General features: G+C 60.0%; 12 protein-coding genes and 1 pseudogene. 7 read left to right on the top strand and 6 right to left on the bottom strand.

The window, feature by feature from the left end; translation table 11 throughout:
• Positions 1 to 591: ATP-binding protein (locus KGA97_RS17295; protein WP_223481149.1), on the top strand; the 591-nt coding region annotated here is incomplete at its 5' end.
• 29 nt (positions 592 to 620) lie between these two features.
• Here KGA97_RS17295 and KGA97_RS17300 read toward each other — a convergent pair.
• The 3 genes and pseudogenes from KGA97_RS17300 to KGA97_RS17310 form a co-directional block, all read right to left on the bottom strand.
• Positions 621 to 1,844, bottom strand: a pseudogene (locus KGA97_RS17300) (lipoprotein-releasing ABC transporter permease subunit); the annotation flags it as partial.
• Positions 1,845 to 1,908: 64 nt separating this feature from the next.
• Positions 1,909 to 2,592: a lipoprotein-releasing ABC transporter ATP-binding protein LolD gene (gene lolD / locus KGA97_RS17305; protein ID WP_167362922.1), complete on the bottom strand. Its 684-nt coding sequence runs from the start codon at positions 2,590 to 2,592 to the stop codon at positions 1,909 to 1,911.
• Between the two features lie 7 nt (positions 2,593 to 2,599).
• Positions 2,600 to 3,850, bottom strand: a complete 1,251-nt coding sequence (locus tag KGA97_RS17310) for a lipoprotein-releasing ABC transporter permease subunit (protein WP_223434359.1) — start codon at positions 3,848 to 3,850, stop codon at positions 2,600 to 2,602.
• 94 nt (positions 3,851 to 3,944) lie between these two features.
• On the opposite strand from KGA97_RS17310, the gene KGA97_RS17315 reads away from it, so the two are divergent.
• On the top strand, positions 3,945 to 4,523 hold the full coding sequence (locus tag KGA97_RS17315) for a PilZ domain-containing protein (protein WP_223481150.1): 579 nt from the start codon (positions 3,945 to 3,947) through the stop codon (positions 4,521 to 4,523).
• 14 nt (positions 4,524 to 4,537) lie between these two features.
• Positions 4,538 to 5,260 (top strand): glycerophosphodiester phosphodiesterase, encoded by a 723-nt coding sequence (locus tag KGA97_RS17320; protein WP_008028453.1) that lies wholly within the window; start codon positions 4,538 to 4,540, stop codon positions 5,258 to 5,260.
• Between the two features lie 42 nt (positions 5,261 to 5,302).
• Here the strand turns inward: KGA97_RS17320 and sthA are convergent, their stop codons facing one another.
• Positions 5,303 to 6,697: a Si-specific NAD(P)(+) transhydrogenase gene (sthA, locus tag KGA97_RS17325; RefSeq protein WP_008028455.1), complete on the bottom strand. Its 1,395-nt coding sequence runs from the start codon at positions 6,695 to 6,697 to the stop codon at positions 5,303 to 5,305.
• A 207-nt stretch (positions 6,698 to 6,904) separates the two neighbouring features.
• Complete coding sequence (locus tag KGA97_RS17330; protein WP_223481155.1) at positions 6,905 to 7,891, bottom strand: FAD:protein FMN transferase; 987 nt, start codon at positions 7,889 to 7,891, stop codon at positions 6,905 to 6,907.
• A gap of 118 nt (positions 7,892 to 8,009) precedes the next feature.
• On the opposite strand from KGA97_RS17330, the gene KGA97_RS17335 reads away from it, so the two are divergent.
• Positions 8,010 to 9,308, top strand: coding sequence for an MFS transporter (locus KGA97_RS17335; protein ID WP_008028459.1), 1,299 nt, complete (start codon positions 8,010 to 8,012; stop codon positions 9,306 to 9,308).
• Between the two features lie 173 nt (positions 9,309 to 9,481).
• On the opposite strand, the gene KGA97_RS17340 is transcribed toward KGA97_RS17335, so the two are convergent.
• The gene (locus KGA97_RS17340) at positions 9,482 to 10,945 is read right to left on the bottom strand and encodes a glyceraldehyde-3-phosphate dehydrogenase (protein ID WP_008028461.1); all 1,464 of its coding nucleotides are present in this window, start codon (positions 10,943 to 10,945) and stop codon (positions 9,482 to 9,484) included.
• A gap of 363 nt (positions 10,946 to 11,308) precedes the next feature.
• Between KGA97_RS17340 and mfd the strand changes: the two genes are divergently transcribed.
• The 3 genes from mfd to KGA97_RS17355 are packed head-to-tail and all read left to right on the top strand — an operon-like array spanning position 11,309 to position 18,037.
• Entirely contained in the window at positions 11,309 to 14,758 is a 3,450-nt protein-coding gene (gene mfd / locus KGA97_RS17345) for a transcription-repair coupling factor (RefSeq protein WP_008028463.1), read from the top strand.
• A 10-nt stretch (positions 14,759 to 14,768) separates the two neighbouring features.
• Positions 14,769 to 15,335 carry a CsiV family protein gene (locus KGA97_RS17350; RefSeq protein WP_008028464.1) on the top strand — a complete coding sequence of 189 codons (567 nt, stop codon included), beginning with the start codon at positions 14,769 to 14,771 and terminating at the stop codon, positions 15,333 to 15,335.
• Between the two features lie 11 nt (positions 15,336 to 15,346).
• Complete coding sequence (locus KGA97_RS17355) at positions 15,347 to 18,037, top strand: DEAD/DEAH box helicase (protein ID WP_192226293.1); 2,691 nt, start codon at positions 15,347 to 15,349, stop codon at positions 18,035 to 18,037.
• The last annotated feature ends 99 nt before the right edge of the window (positions 18,038 to 18,136 follow it).

Raw genomic sequence — 18,136 nt, forward strand, 5'->3', positions numbered from 1 at the left:
ACCCTCACCCGCCCACGCCCCCTTGAGGATTACCGCGAAGCACTGCACAGCAACCTCGAAGAACTGCAATGGATGGCGCAACTGGTCAACGACATGTTGTACCTGGCCAAGGCTGATCACGGGTTGCTGATGCCCAAATGTGAACCCCTGGAATTGGCGGAAGAAGCGGATGTGTTGCTGGAGTTTTTTGCGCCATTGGCCGAAGACGCCCAGGTGACGTTGAGCCGCGAAGGCAACGCGCGCCTGGAGGGAGACCGGAGCATGTTGCGTCGGGCACTTTCGAATTTGCTGGATAACGCGCTGCGATTCACGCCGGCCGATGGCGAGGTTCGGGTGCGGATTATCGAGCGGCCTGAAGGTTTGAGTCTGACGGTCGAGAACAGCGGCGACGGCATTGACGGGGCATTACTGCCGCGTTTGTTTGATCGCTTCTACCGCGCAGATCCGGCGCGACAGGAAGGCAGCAGTGAACATGCGGGGTTGGGGTTGGCGATTACCCAGTCGATCATTCGGGCCCATGGCGGGCAGATTCGTTGCGAATCGGAGAATGGGTGGACGCGGTTTGTGATTGAGTTGCCGAAGGGGGATTGAGGCCAGCAGGTCCGACCCCTTCGCGGGCAAGCCGGGTCGATCTTCGCCGCCCGCCACGCCGGGTAAACCGTCGCAAGGAAGCTCAACACAAACCCGGCCGAGCAAATCAACAGCACATCCCCACCCTGCAATTCCGAAGGCAGGTTGCTGACGAAATACACGTCAGAACTGAAGATGTGCTGCCCACTGACCCGCTCCACCCAGCCCACCAGCTCACTGACGTTCAGCGCGGCAATCACGCCGAGCACGCCACCGATCAAGGTGCCGACCACGCCAATCACCGTGCCCTGAACCATGAAGATCGCCATGATCTGCCGTGGCGTGGCACCGATGGTACGCAGGATCGCGATGTCCGCGCCCTTGTCGTTCACCACCATGATCAAGGTCGCGATGATGTTGAACGCTGCCACCGCAACGATCATCAGCAACAGCAGGCCGATCATGGTTTTTTCCATCTTCATCGCGCTGAACAGGCTGCCCTGGGTGTGAGTCCAGTCGTCAGCCTTGTACGCCGTGCCCAAGCCGCCAGCGATATCGCTGGAGACCTTCGGCGCCGCGTACAAATCCTTCACCGCCAGACGCACGCTTTGCACCTGATTCGGTTCCCAATGCTGCATCTGCGCGGCATCTGCAACGTGGATCAACGCCATGGAGCCGTCCAGCTCTGCGCCGACCTTGAACACGCCCACCACGTTAAGCCGCTGCATCCGCGGGGTGATCCCGCCCGGTGCGGTGCTGACTTCCGGCACGATCAGGGTGATCTTGTCGCCGACATTCAAGCGGAAACGTCGTGCGGTGATCTCACCGATCACCACACCGAACTCGCCCGGCTTCAAGGCATCGAGACGCCCCTGGACGATGTGCTGGGCAACGATCGAGACCTTGCCTTCCAGCGCCGGATCGACACCACTGACCTGAATCGGCTGCATCGTGCCTTTATAGGAGAGCATGCCTTCCATCTCGGTGAACGGCACGGCGGCGGTCACTTCCGGGTTTTTCATCGCGGCGTCGGCCACCGGCTGCCAATCGTCGATCGGGTTCACGCCGACGATGGTCGCGTGAGGCACCATGCCGAGGATGCGCGAGCTCATTTCGCGCTGGAAGCCGTTCATGACCGACAACACCACGATCATCGCCAGCACACCGAGGGCGAGGCCGATCATCGAGGTCATCGAGATGAACGAAACAAAGCGATTGCGGCGCTTGGCGCGGGTATAGCGCGTGCCGATAAAGATCGATAACGGTCTGAACATTCGCTGGGGCACCGTATAAAAACAAAAAGACCCGACGTCTTTTCAGACATCGGGTTTCGACCAATCAGATAGGCGTCAGGCAACCTTCCTGCAAGTGCAGGACGCGATCCATCTGGCGAGCCAGGTTCATGTCGTGAGTCACCACCAGGAACGCCGTGCGCATCGAGGTGCTGAGTTCCAGCATCAAATCCTGAATACCCTGGGCGGTGTGGGAGTCGAGGTTACCGGTCGGCTCGTCGAGCATCACCAGCCCTGGCTTGTTCACCAGCGCGCGGGCGATGGCCACGCGTTGACGTTCGCCACCGGACAATTCCGCCGGTTTGTGCTCCAGGCGATGGCCCAGCCCTACCCGCTCCAGCAACGCCGTCGCACGCTGACGCGCTTCCGGGATCGCGGTCTTGCCGATCAGCAGCGGCATGCAGACGTTTTCCAGCGCGGTGAATTCCGGCAGCAAATGGTGGAACTGGTACACGAAACCCAGCGACCGATTGCGCAACAGGCCGCGATTCTTCTCGCTGAGTGCCGACAGCTCTTCGCCGTCGAGCCAGACGCTGCCCTTGGTCGGCGTATCGAGACCGCCCAGCAGGTTGAGCAAAGTACTTTTGCCCGAACCCGAGGTGCCGACAATCGCCACGCGCTCACCCGGATGCAGCTCCAGTTGCAGACCGGCCAACACTTCTACCGATTCCGGGCCTTCCTCGTAGGATTTGCCCAGGTTGCGGCAGCTCAAGATTGCTTTATCACTCATGCCCGACTCACTCATAACGTAGCGCCTCCGCAGGCTGGGTGCGCGCGGCACGCCAGGCTGGATACAGGGTGGCGAGGAAACTCAGGACCAACGCGGCGGCGCAGACCATCAACACATCCTGGCTCTGCACTTGCGACGGCAGGTAATCGATGAAGTACACGTCGGCGTTGAGGAACTTGTGTCCGATCAGGCCTTCGAGCAGCGAGATCGCGGCGCTGACGTTCAGCGCGGCGAAGATCCCGACCACGGCGCCGATCAGCGTACCGACCACGCCGATGACCGTGCCCTGCACCATGAAGATCGCCATGATCGAACCCGGCGTGGCGCCGAGGGTACGCAGAATGGCGATGTCGCCCTTCTTGTCGTTCACCACCATCACCAGCGTGGAAATGATGTTGAACGCGGCCACGGCAACGATCAGCAGCAACAGCAGACCGATCATGGCTTTTTCCATGCGGATCGCCTGATACAGATTGCCGTGGGTGCGGGTCCAGTCGCGGGCGTAGAAATGGTCTTCACCGAGCTGCTGGGCGATGTTCCACGCGGTGCGTGGCGCCTGGAACAGGTCGTCGAACTTCAGGCGGATGCCCTGCACCTGATCCGGTTTCCAGCGGTGCAGCTTCGCCAGATCCTGCAGATTGGTGACGCCCAGGTAACCGTCGATTTCACCGGCGCCGACATGGAAGATGCCGACCACGGTAAAGCGTTTCATGCGCGGGAACATGCCGGCCGGGGTCACGGTGACTTCCGGCGCCACAAAGGTCAGCTTGTCGCCGATGGCCGCGCCGAGCTTGGCGGCCGCCTTGTCGCCGATGACGATGCCGAAACTGCCGGGCGCGAGGTCGTCGAGTTTGCCCTGCAGCATGAACTTGTCAATGATCGACACCTGGCGTTCCAGCGCCGGGTCGATGGCATTGAGCAGCACCTTGGAGACCTTGCCGTTATTGGTCAGCAACCCCTGCATCTGGGTAAACGGCGCCACGGCCGTCACTTGCGGGTTCTGCTTGACCTTGGCGGCGAGGCCCTGCCAGTCGCTGATTGGCTCACCGGACTCGATGGTCGCGTGGGGCACCATGCCCAACACGCGCGTGCGCATCTCATGATCGAAGCCGTTCATGACCGACAGCACGACGATCATCACGATCACGCCGAGGGCAAGACCGATGATCGAAGTCAGGGAAATGAACGACACAAAATGATTGCGACGCTTTGCACGGGTATAACGCGTGCCAATAAATACGAAGAGAGGTCTGAACATGTCGGGGCTTGTTCGGAGGGAAAAGGAACGTCCTTGTGGCGGGGGTCGATAACCAGCTTTACACTCAGACCACCGCCGCTACCATGGGTTCGCCATGTCGACATTAGATGAAGAAGATCGCCGCGAATACTACCGTATCGAGGACACGATCGCACTGGAAATTCGGCCCCTGTCCGCTCCCGAAGCCGCAGGCCAGGAAGTGTTGCAGGATGCTTCCCCACTCTTCAACCTGCTCAGCGAATTGCACCTGAGTGAATTCGAGTCGCAACACCTGCTGCGCCAGATCAGTGAACGCGACCGCACCCTCGCGGCGTTCCTGAAATCCCAGAACAAACGCATCGATCTGCTCAGCCAGGTGATCGCCATCACCGTGCTTGGGCAGATCGGCGAGCCGCAGCCAGTGATCATCTCGGAAGGCGGCATCGACTTCCAGTATCCGAGCGCTATCGCTGAAGGCACTCACTTGTCGGTGAAACTGGTGTTGATGCCACAAGCCCTCGGCCTGTTGCTTCGGGCGCGCGTCACCCATTGCGACCGCAAGGGCGGCGGCTTCGACATCGGCACCGAGTTCGAACGCCCGACCGATGCCCAGCGCCAACTGCTGGCCCGCTACATTCTGCAAAAGCAGGCCCAGGAACGACGCCTGGCCCGCGAAAACGAATCAGGCAATTAATTTAAGGAAGAACCGTGACCCTCATCTACGGCCATCGCGGCGCCAAGGGCGAAGCACCGGAAAACACGCTGAACAGCTTTCAGCAATGCCTCAAGCACGGCGTGCGCCGTTGCGAACTGGACCTGCATCTGTCCATGGACGGCGAGCTGATGGTCATCCACGACCCGACGCTCAAGCGCACTACCGACCGACGCGGCAAGGTGGTCGAGCACACAGCCGCCGAGCTGGTGACCTACGACGCGCGCAAGGGCGGACCGGGCTGGATCAAGCCGTGCCCTATTCCTACGCTGGAAGAGCTGTTCGAGAAATGCGATTTCGAACACTGGCAGCTGGAAGTCAAAAGCGCTTCACGCACCCGCGCCGCGACCACCGTCCTGGCGATTCGTGAAATGGCTGTACGTCATGGCCTGCTCGACAAGGTGACCATCACCTCAAGCTCGCGCGAAGTACTGAAAGCCGCGCTGGACCTGGTGCCGGACGTGTCCCGCGGATTGGTAGCCGAGTACGCCTGGCTCGACCCGTTGAAGGTCGCGGCAAGCTATGGCTGTGAGATTCTGGCGCTGAACTGGACCCTGTGCACGCCGGAGCGCCTGGAGAAGGCGCAGCGACAGGGGTTGCATGTGTCGGTGTGGACAGTCAACGAGCCCGCGCTGATGCGCAGACTCGCCGACTTCGGCGTTGACAGCCTGATTACAGACTTTCCCGGTTTGGCCACCGCCACGCTCGAGAATTGCTGAAATCGGTCTCCCCGGCCGGCTCAGGCCACCGGCCGGAGCCGCTCAAAAAAGCCGGTTGAGGCCATCGTACGCCGCTACCCGATAGGCTTCGGCCATGGTCGGGTAGTTGAACGTGGTGTTGACGAAGTACTTCAGCGTATTCAGCTCGCCCGGCTGGTTCATGATCGCCTGACCGATGTGCACGATCTCCGACGCCTGATAACCGAAGCAGTGCACACCCAGCACTTCCAGCGTTTCGCGGTGGAACAGGATCTTCAGCATGCCCTGAGGCTCGCCGGCGATCTGCGCACGCGCCATGCCCTTGAAGAACGCCTTGCCCACTTCGTACGGCACTTTGGCCTGAGTCAGCTCCTGCTCGTTCTTGCCGATCGAGCTGATCTCCGGAATGGTGTAGATGCCGGTCGGTACGTCGTTGACGAAGCGCCAGCTGCCGTTGTCGACGATGCTGCCAGCGGCCGAACGGCCCTGGTCGTGTGCGGCACTGGCCAGGCTCGGCCAGCCAATCACGTCACCGGCGCCGTAAATGTTCGGCACGCAGGTGCGGTAGGCTTCGTCGACTTCGATCTGGCCACGGCTGTTGACCTTGACGCCGATGTTTTCCAGACCCAACTGATCGGTGTTGCCGGTACGACCGTTGCACCAGAGCAAGGCGTCGGCCTTGATCTTCTTGCCGGACTTGAGGTGCAGGATCACGCCGTTGTCCACGCCTTCGACGCGGTCGTAATCTTCGTTGTGGCGAACCGTGATGTTGTTGTTGCTGAAGTGGTAGCTCAGCGCCTGGGAGATTTCCGAGTCGAGGAAGCTCAACAACTGGCCGCGGTTGTCCACCAGCTCAACCAGTACGCCCAGACCACTGAAGATCGACGCGTATTCGCAACCGATCACGCCAGCGCCGTAAACGATGAGTTTGCGCGGGGTGTGGCCGAGGCTGAGGATGGTGTCGCTATCGTAGATACGCGGGTGATGGAAATCGATGTCCGCCGGACGATAAGGACGCGAGCCGGTGGCGATGATGATGTGCTTGGCCACCAGTTTTTCAACTACACCGTTGGCGCAGACCACTTCGATGGTTTGCTCGTCGGCGAAGCTGCCGGTGCCGAAGAACACGTCGACGCGGTTACGGGCGTAGTAGCCGGTGCGCGAAGCGACTTGTTTGGAAATGACTTTCTCGGCGCTTTTCAGCACGTCCGGGAACGAGAACCAGCGCGGCTCACCAATGGCCCGGAACATCGGGTTGGTGTTGAACTGCATGATCTGCCGGACGGAGTGACGCAGTGCCTTGGACGGGATGGTGCCCAGGTGGGTGCAGTTGCCGCCAACCTGGCGACGACTATCGACCATCGCCACCTTGCGCCCTGCTTTGGCGGCGTTCATTGCCGCGCCTTCTCCCGCCGGGCCGGAACCCAGCACCACCACGTCGTAGTTGTAGACAGCCATGCATACTCCTCAGAACAGGCCGCGGCACTCTCGGCACCTGCGGCTAAATCACGCCGATCTGCGGCGTGAAGGAACAATTTGGGGCCAGTGCAGAACCCGGACACAGTCTATAGAAGCGTCAACGCCGCGCACATTAACCCTTGGTCGCGTCGTAGGCTACTTTTGCCTGCACTACAACGCCAGTTTTCAATGCGCGAATCACCGTAATCATTCAGTTTTGCCGCCACTGAGACGCTCAAAAGCCTGATTGGTACGTATGACGAAACCTGTATCGGCACGAATCACAAAGAATGCACCAATGTTGTGGGTTTCGGCATAGTCCCAACCCCGTTCAGGACCGAGAATCAGCAACAGCGTCGATAGGCCATCGGCCATCAACGCTGAAGGATGAATGACCGTGACTGACGCCAGCGTGTGTGAGACCGGCGTACCGGTGTGAGCATCGAAGGTGTGGGAATAACGCCGACCGTCCTGCAGAAAATAGTTGCGATAGTCGCCTGAAGTGGACACGCCGTAGCCGTCGACCGCGATGATGCGTTCTGCAACTTGCTGATCGTCTCGGGGTTGTTCAAGCGCGATGCGCCACGGCGAGCCATCAAGTTTCTTGCCGGCAGCCTTGAGCTCTCCGGTGGCTTCGGCGAGGTAGTTGTGAATGCCCATCGCGTCGAGTTTTGCGGCAATCGTATCGACGGCGTAGCCGGCGGCGATGCTATTGAAGTCGACTTCGACGGCGGCGTCCTTGCACAACTGTTCGCCTTCGATGCGCAGATGCTGATAACCGACTCGCTGCCGCACCTCGGCAAGCGCTTGGGCATTGGGCACTTTTTCTTCACGCGCCCGGGGGCCGAACCCCCAGAGATTGAGCAGTGGCTCCACGGTCAGGTCGTAGGATCCTTCGCTTTGCTCTGACAGTTGTTCACCAACGCGGATCAATTTGAGGATGGACGCGGGCATTTTCTGACAGCGATTGGCGGGCAGATCGTTGAAGCGCTCGATGTCCGAATCGCTGCGATAGGTAGACATTTGCTTGTCGACCTCGGCGAGGATCTTCTCCACCTCGCTGCGCACCTGTGCGGGCGCGGGCAGATTGGCATGGCGCACGTATTTGATTGAATAAGTGCTGCCCATAGTCGGGCCGCCGATGCTTTCCATGGAATCGCCATTGCCGCAGCCAGCCAAAACACCAGCCAGCATCACAACCACCTTCCAACGTCCAGTTAACAAATCTTCATCTCCCAGTAAAAGCACGCCAGCCATTATGGGACACACGCGAAACGCTTTCTTACAAGATTTAAAAAGTGAGTATCCAGACATGTCCTCCACGACCGGCAAAGGCAAAGCGATTTTTCGCGTTGTCAGCGGCAACTTTCTCGAGATGTTCGATTTCATGGTCTACGGCTTTTACGCCACAGCCATCGCCAAAACCTTCTTCCCCGCCGACAGCGCTTTCGCTTCCCTGATGCTGTCGCTGGCCACCTTCGGTGCCGGCTTCCTGATGCGCCCGTTGGGGGCGATTTTCCTCGGTGCCTACATCGACCGTCATGGCCGCCGCAAAGGCTTGATCATCACCCTCGCGATGATGGCGGCCGGCACGGTGCTGATTGCCTGCGTGCCGGGTTACGCCACGCTGGGCGTGGCCGCGCCGCTGATCGTGCTGTTCGGCCGACTGCTGCAAGGCTTCTCTGCCGGCGTGGAACTGGGCGGTGTGTCGGTGTATCTCGCGGAGATTTCCACACCGGGGCGCAAAGGGTTCTTCGTCAGTTGGCAGTCTGCCAGTCAGCAAGCGGCGGTGGTGTTTGCCGGCCTGCTGGGGGTGGGTTTGAACCACTGGCTCAGCCCGGAAGAAATGGGTGAATGGGGGTGGCGCGTGCCGTTCCTGATCGGCTGCATGATCGTGCCGGTGATCTTCGTGATTCGCCGTTCGCTGGAAGAAACGCCTGAGTTCCAGGCACGAAAACACCGCCCTACCCTGCGGGAAATCGTCCACTCGATCGGTCAGAACTTTGGCATTGTCATCGCCGGCATGGCGTTGGTGGTGATGACCACGGTGTCGTTCTACCTGATCACCGCCTACACCCCGACCTTCGGCAAAGCCGAACTGCACCTGTCGGATCTGGATGCGTTGCTGGTGACGGTCTGTATCGGCCTGTCGAACTTTTTCTGGCTGCCGGTGATGGGTGCTGTGTCCGACAGGATCGGGCGAAAACCCCTGCTTCTCGCGGCGACCATTCTGGCGATTCTCACCGCCTACCCTGCCCTGTCGTGGCTGGTGGCGAACCCGAGCTTCAGCCATTTGCTGATCGTCGAGTTGTGGTTGTCATTCCTGTATGGCTCGTACAACGGCGCCATGGTCGTGGCGCTGACCGAGATCATGCCAGTGGAAGTTCGTACGACCGGTTTCTCTCTGGCCTACAGCCTGGCGACGGCAACCTTCGGCGGGTTTACGCCGGCAGCCTGTACGTACCTGATTCATGTGCTGGATAACAAGGCTGCGCCGGGGATCTGGCTCAGCGGCGCGGCAGTGCTGGGGTTGATTGCGACGCTGGTGTTGTTCCGTGGTAACCGGCATGAGTTGCGGACGGCGCAGGCGGCGGTGGTTGGCGGCGCCTGACAGACCGCTTTCGCGGGCAAGCCTCGCTCCTACATTGGATCTGTGTCGTTCACAAGTCCCCTGTGGGAGCTAGCCTGCTAGCGATGAGGCCCGACCTGGCGACACGGCTCAAAAGCCCCCACAAACAAAAACGCCCCGACCAAAGTCGGGGCGTTTTCATGTGCAGCTAAGGCTTAGCGCGGGAATGCTGGCGGGTTTACACCGGCCATGTCTTCCATCACGCGAACCACCTGGCAGCTGTAACCGAATTCGTTGTCGTACCAAACGTACAGAACAACGCGGTTGTCTTGGGTGATGGTTGCTTCAGCGTCCACAACGCCTGCGTGGCGCGAGCCAACGAAGTCGGTGGAGACCACTTCCTGCGAATTGACGAAGTCGATTTGCTTGTGCAGATCGGAGTGCAGCGCCATGTAGCGCAGGTACTCGTTCATCTCTTCACGGGTGGCGGCTTTCTCAAGGTTCAGGTTGAGAATGGCCATCGACACGTTTGGCGTCGGAACACGGATCGCGTTACCGGTCAGCTTGCCAGCCAGCTCAGGCAAAGCCTTGGCAGCAGCGGTGGCAGCGCCGGTCTCGGTGATCACCATGTTCAACGCGGCGCTACGGCCACGGCGATCGCCCTTGTGGAAGTTGTCGATCAGGTTCTGGTCGTTGGTGTACGAGTGAACCGTTTCAACGTGACCGTTGACGATGCCGAACTTGTCGTTGACAGCCTTCAGCACCGGCACGATGGCGTTGGTGGTGCAGGAAGCAGCCGAAACGATCTTGTCGTCAGCGGTGATTTCGCCGTGGTTGATACCGTGAACGATGTTCTTCAGCTTGCCTTTGCCAGGCGCGGTCAGAACAACGCGGTCGATACCCGGGCACGCCAGGTGCTGACCCAGGCCATCGGCGTCACGCCATACACCGGTGTTGTCCACCAGCAGCGCGTCTTTGATGCCGTACTGGGTGTAATCCACTTCAGTCGGGTTCTTCGCGTAGATAACCTGGATCAGGTTACCGTTGGCGGTGATGGTGTTGTTTTCTTCATCGATGGTGATGGTGCCGTTGAACGAACCATGTACCGAATCGCGGCGCAGCAAGCTGGCGCGCTTGGTCAGGTCGTTCTCGGCGCCCTTGCGCACCACGATGGCACGCAGACGCAGACCGTCGCCGCCACCGGTTTTTTCGATCAGGATGCGCGCCAGCAGACGGCCGATACGACCGAAGCCGTACAGCACAACGTCGGTGCCTTTGCGAGCGGAGGCGTTTTGCTGGCCAACCACTTCAGCCATTTCTTCACGGACGAACTGCTCGGCAGTACGGCCATTGCCTTCGACGCGGAATTTGTACGCCAACTTGCCCAAATCTACCGAAGCCGCGCCGAGCTTGAGCTCGCTCATGGCTTTCAGCAGAGGGAATGTTTCGTGGACGGAGAGTTCGCTATCGTCGGAAGAACGATGGCGAGCAAAGCGGTGAGCTTTGAGAATCGCGATGACAGACTGGTTGATCAGGCTGCGGCCATAGATCGAGCTCACCACGTTGTTATTGCGGTAGAGCTGACCGATAAGCGGAATCATCGCTTCTGCGAGTGCTTCACGGTCGATCCATTCACCAAGACACTGGTCGGGCTTCTGAGTCACGGGAACCTTCCACATGTAGGGGCAGAAAAAAGGGGCTACATTATGCCGCCGAGTGTCTCTCGTAGCAATGCGCGCCTGTCGTGCGATCCGTAACAATTTCTTCTTCAAAAAAATTACGCACCGCCGAAGCCCAGTAAAACCGCGGCTTTCAGCGAAGTCAATTTTTTGGAGACATCGCCGTCTTATCCGTAACCCTCCGTAACACTCAGTCGTTTTGCCACTACATAATCAGTAATTTTCAGCAAAAAACCGGCGTTTTTTGTCTTTACCACTACATTTCGCCAAACCTGCGTAATAGACACAGTCAGCAACTGACAGGCGGCACCCGGGGCCGCTACAATTACCGACTTTGTCGCAACGCTTGGAGCTCAACCTTCCGTGCCCGTTCTGCGTCTACCGCTTCTCCCTGCCGCGGCAGGTAAACAGCACTGGGGCAACCTGCCCGGTGCCGCCCTGAGCCTGGCCATTGCCGAGGCTGCCAGCGCTGCCAAGCGCTTTACCCTGCTACTGACCGCCGACAGCCAAAGTGCCGAGCGGCTGGAGCAGGAGCTGGGTTTCTTCGCCCCGGATTTACCGGTGCTGCATTTCCCTGACTGGGAAACCCTGCCCTACGATCTGTTTTCGCCACACCAGGACATCATTTCCCAGCGCATCGCTGCTCTATATAGATTGCCGGAGTTGAGCCATGGCGTGCTGGTGGTGCCGATCACCACGGCCCTGCACCGCCTGGCGCCGACCAAATTCCTGCTCGGCAGCAGCCTGGTGCTGGACGTTGGCCAGAAGCTCGACGTCGAGCAAATGCGCACCCGGCTTGAGGCCAGCGGTTATCGCTACGTCGACACGGTGTACGAGCACGGCGAATTCACCGTCCGCGGCTCGCTGATCGATCTGTTCCCGATGGGCAGCAAACTGCCCTTCCGGATTGACCTGTTCGATGACGAAATCGAGACGCTGCGTACCTTCGATCCGGAAAACCAGCGCTCCATCGATAAAGTCGACACCGTCCGCTTGCTGCCTGCACGGGAGTTCCCGCTGCAGAAAGATGCGGTCACCCGTTTCAAGGCACGCTTCCGTGAGCGCTTTGATGTCGATTTCCGCCGCTGCCCTATCTTTCAGGACTTAAGTAGCGGGATTACACCGGCGGGTATCGAGTACTACTTGCCGCTGTTCTTCGACGAAACCTCGACCCTGTTCGATTACCTGCCCCAGGACACCCAGGTGTTTTCCCTGCCGGGCATCGAGCAGGCGGCGGAAAATTTCTGGAACGACGTGCGCAATCGTTATGAAGAGCGCCGCGTCGATCCGTCCCGTCCTTTATTACCGCCAGCCGAATTGTTCCTGCCGGTGGAGGACTGCTTCGCACGCCTGAAGAACTGGCCGCGCGTCGTCGCCAGTCAACAGGACGTTGAAACCGGTGTCGGCCGCGAGCGCTTCCCGGCGCGAGAACTGCCGAACCTGGCCATCGAAGCCAAAGCCACTCAACCGCTGGCCGCGCTGGCCGGTTTCCTCGACGAGTTCCCGGGTCGCGTGCTGTTCACCGCCGAATCTGCGGGCCGTCGTGAAGTGCTGCTGGAACTGCTGGAACGCCTGAAGCTGCGACCGAAAACCGTCGACAGCTGGCCCGACTTTGTCGCGAGCAAGGAGCGCCTGGCGATCACCATTGCACCGCTCGACGAAGGCCTGGTGCTCGACGATCCAGCCCTGGCGCTGGTCGCCGAAAGTCCGTTGTTCGGTCAGCGTGTTATGCAGCGTCGTCGCCGTGAAAAACGCGCCGACGCCAACAACGACGCCGTGATCAAAAACCTCACCGAACTGCGCGAAGGCGCCCCGGTGGTGCACATCGATCACGGCGTTGGCCGCTATCTGGGCCTGGCGACGCTGGAAATCGACGATCAAGCCGCCGAGTTCCTGACCCTGCAATACGCAGAAGGCGCCAAACTGTACGTGCCGGTGGCCAACCTGCACCTGATCGCCCGCTACACCGGCAGCGACGATGCCCTGGCCCCATTGCACCGTCTCGGCTCGGAAACCTGGCAGAAAGCCAAACGCAAAGCCGCCGAACAGGTGCGCGATGTGGCGGCGGAATTGCTCGACATCTATGCCCGCCGCGCTGCTCGCGAAGGTTATGCCTTCGAAGATCCGAAAGCCGATTACGCCACTTTCAGCGCCGGGTTCCCGTTCGAAGAAACCCCGGACCAGCAAACCACCATCGAAGCCGTGCGCGCCGACATGCTCGCACCGAAGCCGATGGACCGGCTGGTCTGCGGCGATGTCGGCTTCGGCAAGACCGAAGTGGCGATGCGCGCAGCGTTCATTGCGGTGCACGGCGGTCGTCAGGTGGCGATCCTGGTGCCGACCACCCTGCTCGCCCAACAGCACTACAACAGTTTCCGCGACCGCTTCGCCGACTGGCCGGTGACGGTGGAAGTGATGAGCCGCTTCAAGTCGGCCAAGGAAGTGAATGCCGCTGTCGCCGACCTTGCCGAAGGCAAGATCGACATCGTCATTGGCACCCACAAGCTGCTGCAAGACGACGTGAAAATCAAAAACCTCGGGCTGGTGATCATCGACGAAGAACACCGTTTCGGTGTCCGTCAGAAAGAACAGCTCAAGGCCCTGCGCAGTGAAGTCGACATCCTCACGCTGACCGCCACGCCGATTCCGCGCACGCTGAACATGGCAGTGTCCGGCATGCGTGACCTGTCGATCATCGCGACACCGCCGGCCCGTCGCCTGTCGGTGCGGACGTTCGTCATGGAGCAGAACAAGAGCACGGTCAAAGAGGCGCTGCTGCGGGAGCTGCTGCGTGGCGGACAGGTCTACTACCTGCACAACGATGTGAAGACCATCGAGAAATGCGCCGCTGACCTCGCCGAACTGGTGCCGGAAGCGCGGATCGGCATCGGCCACGGGCAGATGCGCGAGCGCGAACTCGAGCAGGTGATGAGCGACTTCTACCACAAGCGCTTCAACGTGCTGATCGCCTCGACCATCATCGAGACCGGCATCGACGTGCCGAGCGCCAACACCATCATCATCGAGCGCGCCGACAAATTCGGCCTGGCGCAGTTGCACCAGTTGCGCGGCCGCGTCGGTCGCAGTCACCACCAGGCCTATGCTTATCTGCTGACACCGCCGCGCCAGCAAATCACCCCGGATGCAGAAAAGCGCCTGGAAGCGATCGCCAATACCCAGGACCTCGGTGCGGGCTTCGTGCTCGCCACCAACGACCTGGAAATCCGTGGCGCCGGTGAACTGTTGGGCGACGGCCAGAGCGGACAGATTCAGGCGGTCGGCTTCACCCTGTACATGGAGATGCTCGAGCGTGCGGTGAAGTCGATCCGCAAGGGCGAACAACCGAATCTCGATCAGCCGTTGGGCGGTGGCCCGGAAGTCAATTTGCGTGTTCCGGCGCTGATTCCCGAAGACTATCTGCCGGATGTCCACGCGCGGCTGATTCTCTACAAACGCATTGCCTCGGCCACCGATGAGGATGGTCTCAAGGACCTGCAAGTCGAGATGATCGACCGTTTCGGCCTGCTGCCGGAGCCGACCAAGAACCTGATGCGCATCACGGGGCTGAAGTTGCAAGCCGAAGTGCTGGGCATCAAGAAAGTCGACGGCGGCCCGCAAGGCGGCCGGATCGAGTTCGCGGCGCAGACACCGGTCGATCCGCTGACCCTGATCAAACTGATTCAGGGCCAGCCTAAACGCTACAAATTCGAAGGGGCCACGATGTTTAAATTCATGGTCCCGATGGAGCGCCCGGAAGAGCGCTTTAATACTGTAGAGGCATTGCTTGAATGCCTCATTCCGAAAACTGCTTGAAGGACGCCGCATGCGCCTGTTTCGTTTACTGACTTTGCTGACCACCCTGGTCGCCCCAACGGCGTTTGCCGATGACCTGTATCAGATCGAAATGATTCTGGTCCGGCAAAACGCCGTGCCCGCCATCGTCAGCCGCGCCGCGCCGGAAGACTGGGCCGCCGGCGCTCAGCAAATTCGCCCCGAGAGCCTGCGTACGCCGAGCCTGAATGGCGAAGTGGAAAAACTCACCGCCAGCAATGAATACACGGTGTTGCTGCACAAGGCCTGGCAGCAAAATCTCGGCGAAGAAGCCAGCAAAGTTGCGGTCAGCGACGGCAAGGAACAGTTCGGCCAGTTCCCGATCGAGGGCACGCTGAACCTGAAACTGGGGCGCTTCACCGACGTTGACGCCGACTTCTGGGTCAACCAGATCGACGCCAACGGCATGGTGACCGCCAGCGAACGCCTCAAACAAGAAAGCCACACCAAGAACGGCCAGTTGAACTTCCTCGACAACGGTCACCTCGGCCTGCTGATCAAGATCACCTCGCTCACCGCCCCTGCGCCTCGGCCAGTCCCCGAACAAATTCCGGACTGATTGAAGTCCCTATGCCCGCGACCCTGAGCAAACCCCTGGCACCTTCATGGGTCAGTCGATTCAAGGAACAAAGCCTGGAGCGCGGCCGCCGCTATGCGCTGGAGAACCGCGTCAGGATCGTGGAAGTCGGCGACGCAACCATTACGGCCGCGTGCGAAGGTTCTGGCGGTAACGTTTACCGTCAGACCATTCGCCTGCGCGAGTCAGCCAAAAGCACCCTGCTGATGGTTGATGCCACCTGTACATGCCCGGTCCGCAGCAACTGCAAACATTGCGCAGCCGTGCTGTTGAAGGTGCAGGAAACCCTCGCCTACCCCGCCGCCGCTCAAGACGCCGAATTGCTGGAAAAACTTCAGGCCGTACTGGAAAACCGCAGCCCGAAAGCACCGCCGCAAGTGCTGGTGGACAACGTGCAACCGGTGCCGCGCCTGTGGCTGGCGAGCATTGAGTTCAGCGCCTTCGAGCCGCGCAACGGCAAGATGCAGCGTTACATCCAGCATCGCGCTGCGTTGTCCTTCAGCTATCTGGATGAATACGTTTGCGGGCAGAAAAACGCCGACATCCTGATACGTCAGGAGGCGCAGACATTACGGATAAAACGCCACCCGGAAGTCGAACAGGCCTACAGGGAACAGTTACGAATCCTCGGTTTCAAGATCGCCACCCGGCAAAGTAAAGCCTTGCCGGAAAGTGCCGGCGAACTCTATGAGATGGTCAATGACAGTGCCTGGCTGACCTTCACGCTCAATGAGTTGCCGAAGCTGCGCACCCAAGGCTGGGAGTTGCAGATCGACGAGGATTTCGGTTTCGACCTGACCGCCGTGGACGACTGGTACGCCACCGTCGAACAGGCGCCGGAGCGCGACTGGTTTGATCTCGAACTGGGGATCATCGTCAATGGTGAGCGGCTGAGTCTGCTGCCCATCCTGTTGAACCTGATGCGCTCCCACACCGAGATCCTCAACCCGGAACGCCTCGCACGGCGTCGCGACGATGAATTGATTTTGGTGAACATCCCCCATCGCCCGAACTCCGAGCATGGGCCGTTGCAAGTCGCCCTGCCCTTTGGCCGATTGAAACCGGTGCTGGCGACCCTCGGCGAGTTCTATCTGCAAGAGCCCGGCGAAACCACGCTGCGCCTGAGCAAGGCCGACGCGACGCGCCTGAATCCGCTGGAAGACCTGCCGCTGCTCTGGGAAGGTGGCGAACAGATGCGCAGCTTTGCCCAGCGTCTGCGGGACATCAAGGACTACACCGCGACAGCACCGGAAGGCTTGAACGCAACCTTGCGCCCCTATCAGCTGGAAGGCTTGAGCTGGATGCAGTCGCTGCGGCAACTGGAAGTTGGCGGGATTCTCGCGGATGACATGGGCCTGGGTAAAACCCTGCAAACCCTGGCGCATGTTCTCAGCGAGAAAAACGCCGGGCGCCTCGATCGGCCGTGCATGGTGGTGATGCCCACCAGCCTGATTCCCAACTGGCTCGACGAAGCGGCGCACTTCACGCCGCAACTGAAGGTGCTGGCACTGTACGGCGCCAGTCGTAAAAAGCATTTCGACAGTCTGGCCGATTACGACCTGATCCTCACCACCTATGCGCTGCTGCCCAAGGACGTCGAACGCCTGGCCGCACAGCCACTGCACGTGTTGGTGCTGGACGAAGCGCAATACATCAAGAACCCCAACAGCAAAGCCGCTCACGCCGCACGCGAGTTGAATGCACGCCAGCGTTTGTGCCTGAGCGGTACGCCACTGGAAAACCACCTGGGTGAGCTGTGGTCGCTGTTTCACTTCCTGCTGCCCGGCTGGCTCGGCGACGTGAAAAGCTTCAACCGCGATTACCGCGTGCCGATTGAAAAGCGCGCCAGCGAAGTACGACTTCAACACCTCAACGGCAGGATCAAACCGTTCCTGCTGCGCAGGACAAAAGAGCAGGTAGCGACGGAGTTGCCGCCGAAAACTGAAATCATCCATTGGGTCGAGCTCAACGAAGCCCAGCGTGACGTGTATGAAACCATGCGTTTGGCGATGGACAAAAAAGTCCGCGACGAAATCACCCGCAAAGGTGTGGCACGCAGCCAGATCATCATCCTTGAGGCGTTGCTGAAGCTGCGTCAGGTCTGCTGCGACTTGCGCCTGGTCAATGACGCGGCCCTGCCGACGCGCGGAAGCACCTCGGGCAAGCTCGACAGCCTGATGGAAATGCTTGAGGAGTTGTTCGAGGAAGGCCGACGGATTCTGCTGTTTTCGCAGTTCACTTCGATGCTTGCGTTAATCGAGGTCGAACTGAAGAAGCGCGGCGTGGAGTATGCGTTGCTGACCGGACAGACTCGCGACCGACGCTCCCCGGTGAAAGACTTCCAGAGCGGCAAGCGTCAGATCTTTCTGATCAGCTTGAAGGCAGGCGGTGTTGGTTTGAACCTGACGGAAGCGGATACGGTGATTCACTACGACCCGTGGTGGAACCCGGCGACGGAAAACCAGGCAACTGACCGCGCGTATCGCATCGGCCAGGAGAAACCGGTGTTCGTTTACAAGATGATTGCCCGGGGCACGGTGGAAGAGAAAATTCAGCACCTGCAGAAGGAAAAATCCGATTTGGCAGCAGGCGTGCTGGATGGGCGCAAGGCTGGGGACTGGAAGCTGCAGAGTGATGATATTGAGGCGTTGTTTGCGCCGCTGCCGGAGAAAATCGATAAGTAGTGGTGGCAGTTAAATCGCTATCGCTGGCAAGCCAGCTCCTACAAGGGATAACTCGATACCTGTAGGAGCGAGCGGTGCGGCGACCCGACTTGCCCGCGA

The sequence above is a fragment of the Pseudomonas sp. BF-B-15 genome, assembly GCF_019946675.1.
Taxonomy (GTDB): Bacteria; Pseudomonadota; Gammaproteobacteria; order Pseudomonadales; family Pseudomonadaceae; genus Aquipseudomonas; species Aquipseudomonas migulae.

Excerpts from the sequence above, each read along its gene's own strand:
- lolD (WP_167362922.1), bottom strand. The coding sequence starts at position 2,592 with ATGAGTGATAAAGCAATCTTGAGCTGCCGCAACCTGGGCAAATCCTAC.
- KGA97_RS17310 (WP_223434359.1), bottom strand. The coding sequence starts at position 3,850 with ATGTTCAGACCTCTCTTCGTATTTATTGGCACGCGTTATACCCGTGCA.
- KGA97_RS17315 (WP_223481150.1), top strand. The coding sequence starts at position 3,945 with ATGTCGACATTAGATGAAGAAGATCGCCGCGAATACTACCGTATCGAG.
- sthA (WP_008028455.1), bottom strand. The coding sequence starts at position 6,697 with ATGGCTGTCTACAACTACGACGTGGTGGTGCTGGGTTCCGGCCCGGCG.
- KGA97_RS17330 (WP_223481155.1), bottom strand. The coding sequence starts at position 7,891 with ATGCTGGCTGGTGTTTTGGCTGGCTGCGGCAATGGCGATTCCATGGAA.
- KGA97_RS17335 (WP_008028459.1), top strand. The coding sequence starts at position 8,010 with ATGTCCTCCACGACCGGCAAAGGCAAAGCGATTTTTCGCGTTGTCAGC.
- KGA97_RS17340 (WP_008028461.1), bottom strand. The coding sequence starts at position 10,945 with ATGTGGAAGGTTCCCGTGACTCAGAAGCCCGACCAGTGTCTTGGTGAA.
- KGA97_RS17350 (WP_008028464.1), top strand. The coding sequence starts at position 14,769 with ATGCGCCTGTTTCGTTTACTGACTTTGCTGACCACCCTGGTCGCCCCA.
- KGA97_RS17355 (WP_192226293.1), top strand. The coding sequence starts at position 15,347 with ATGCCCGCGACCCTGAGCAAACCCCTGGCACCTTCATGGGTCAGTCGA.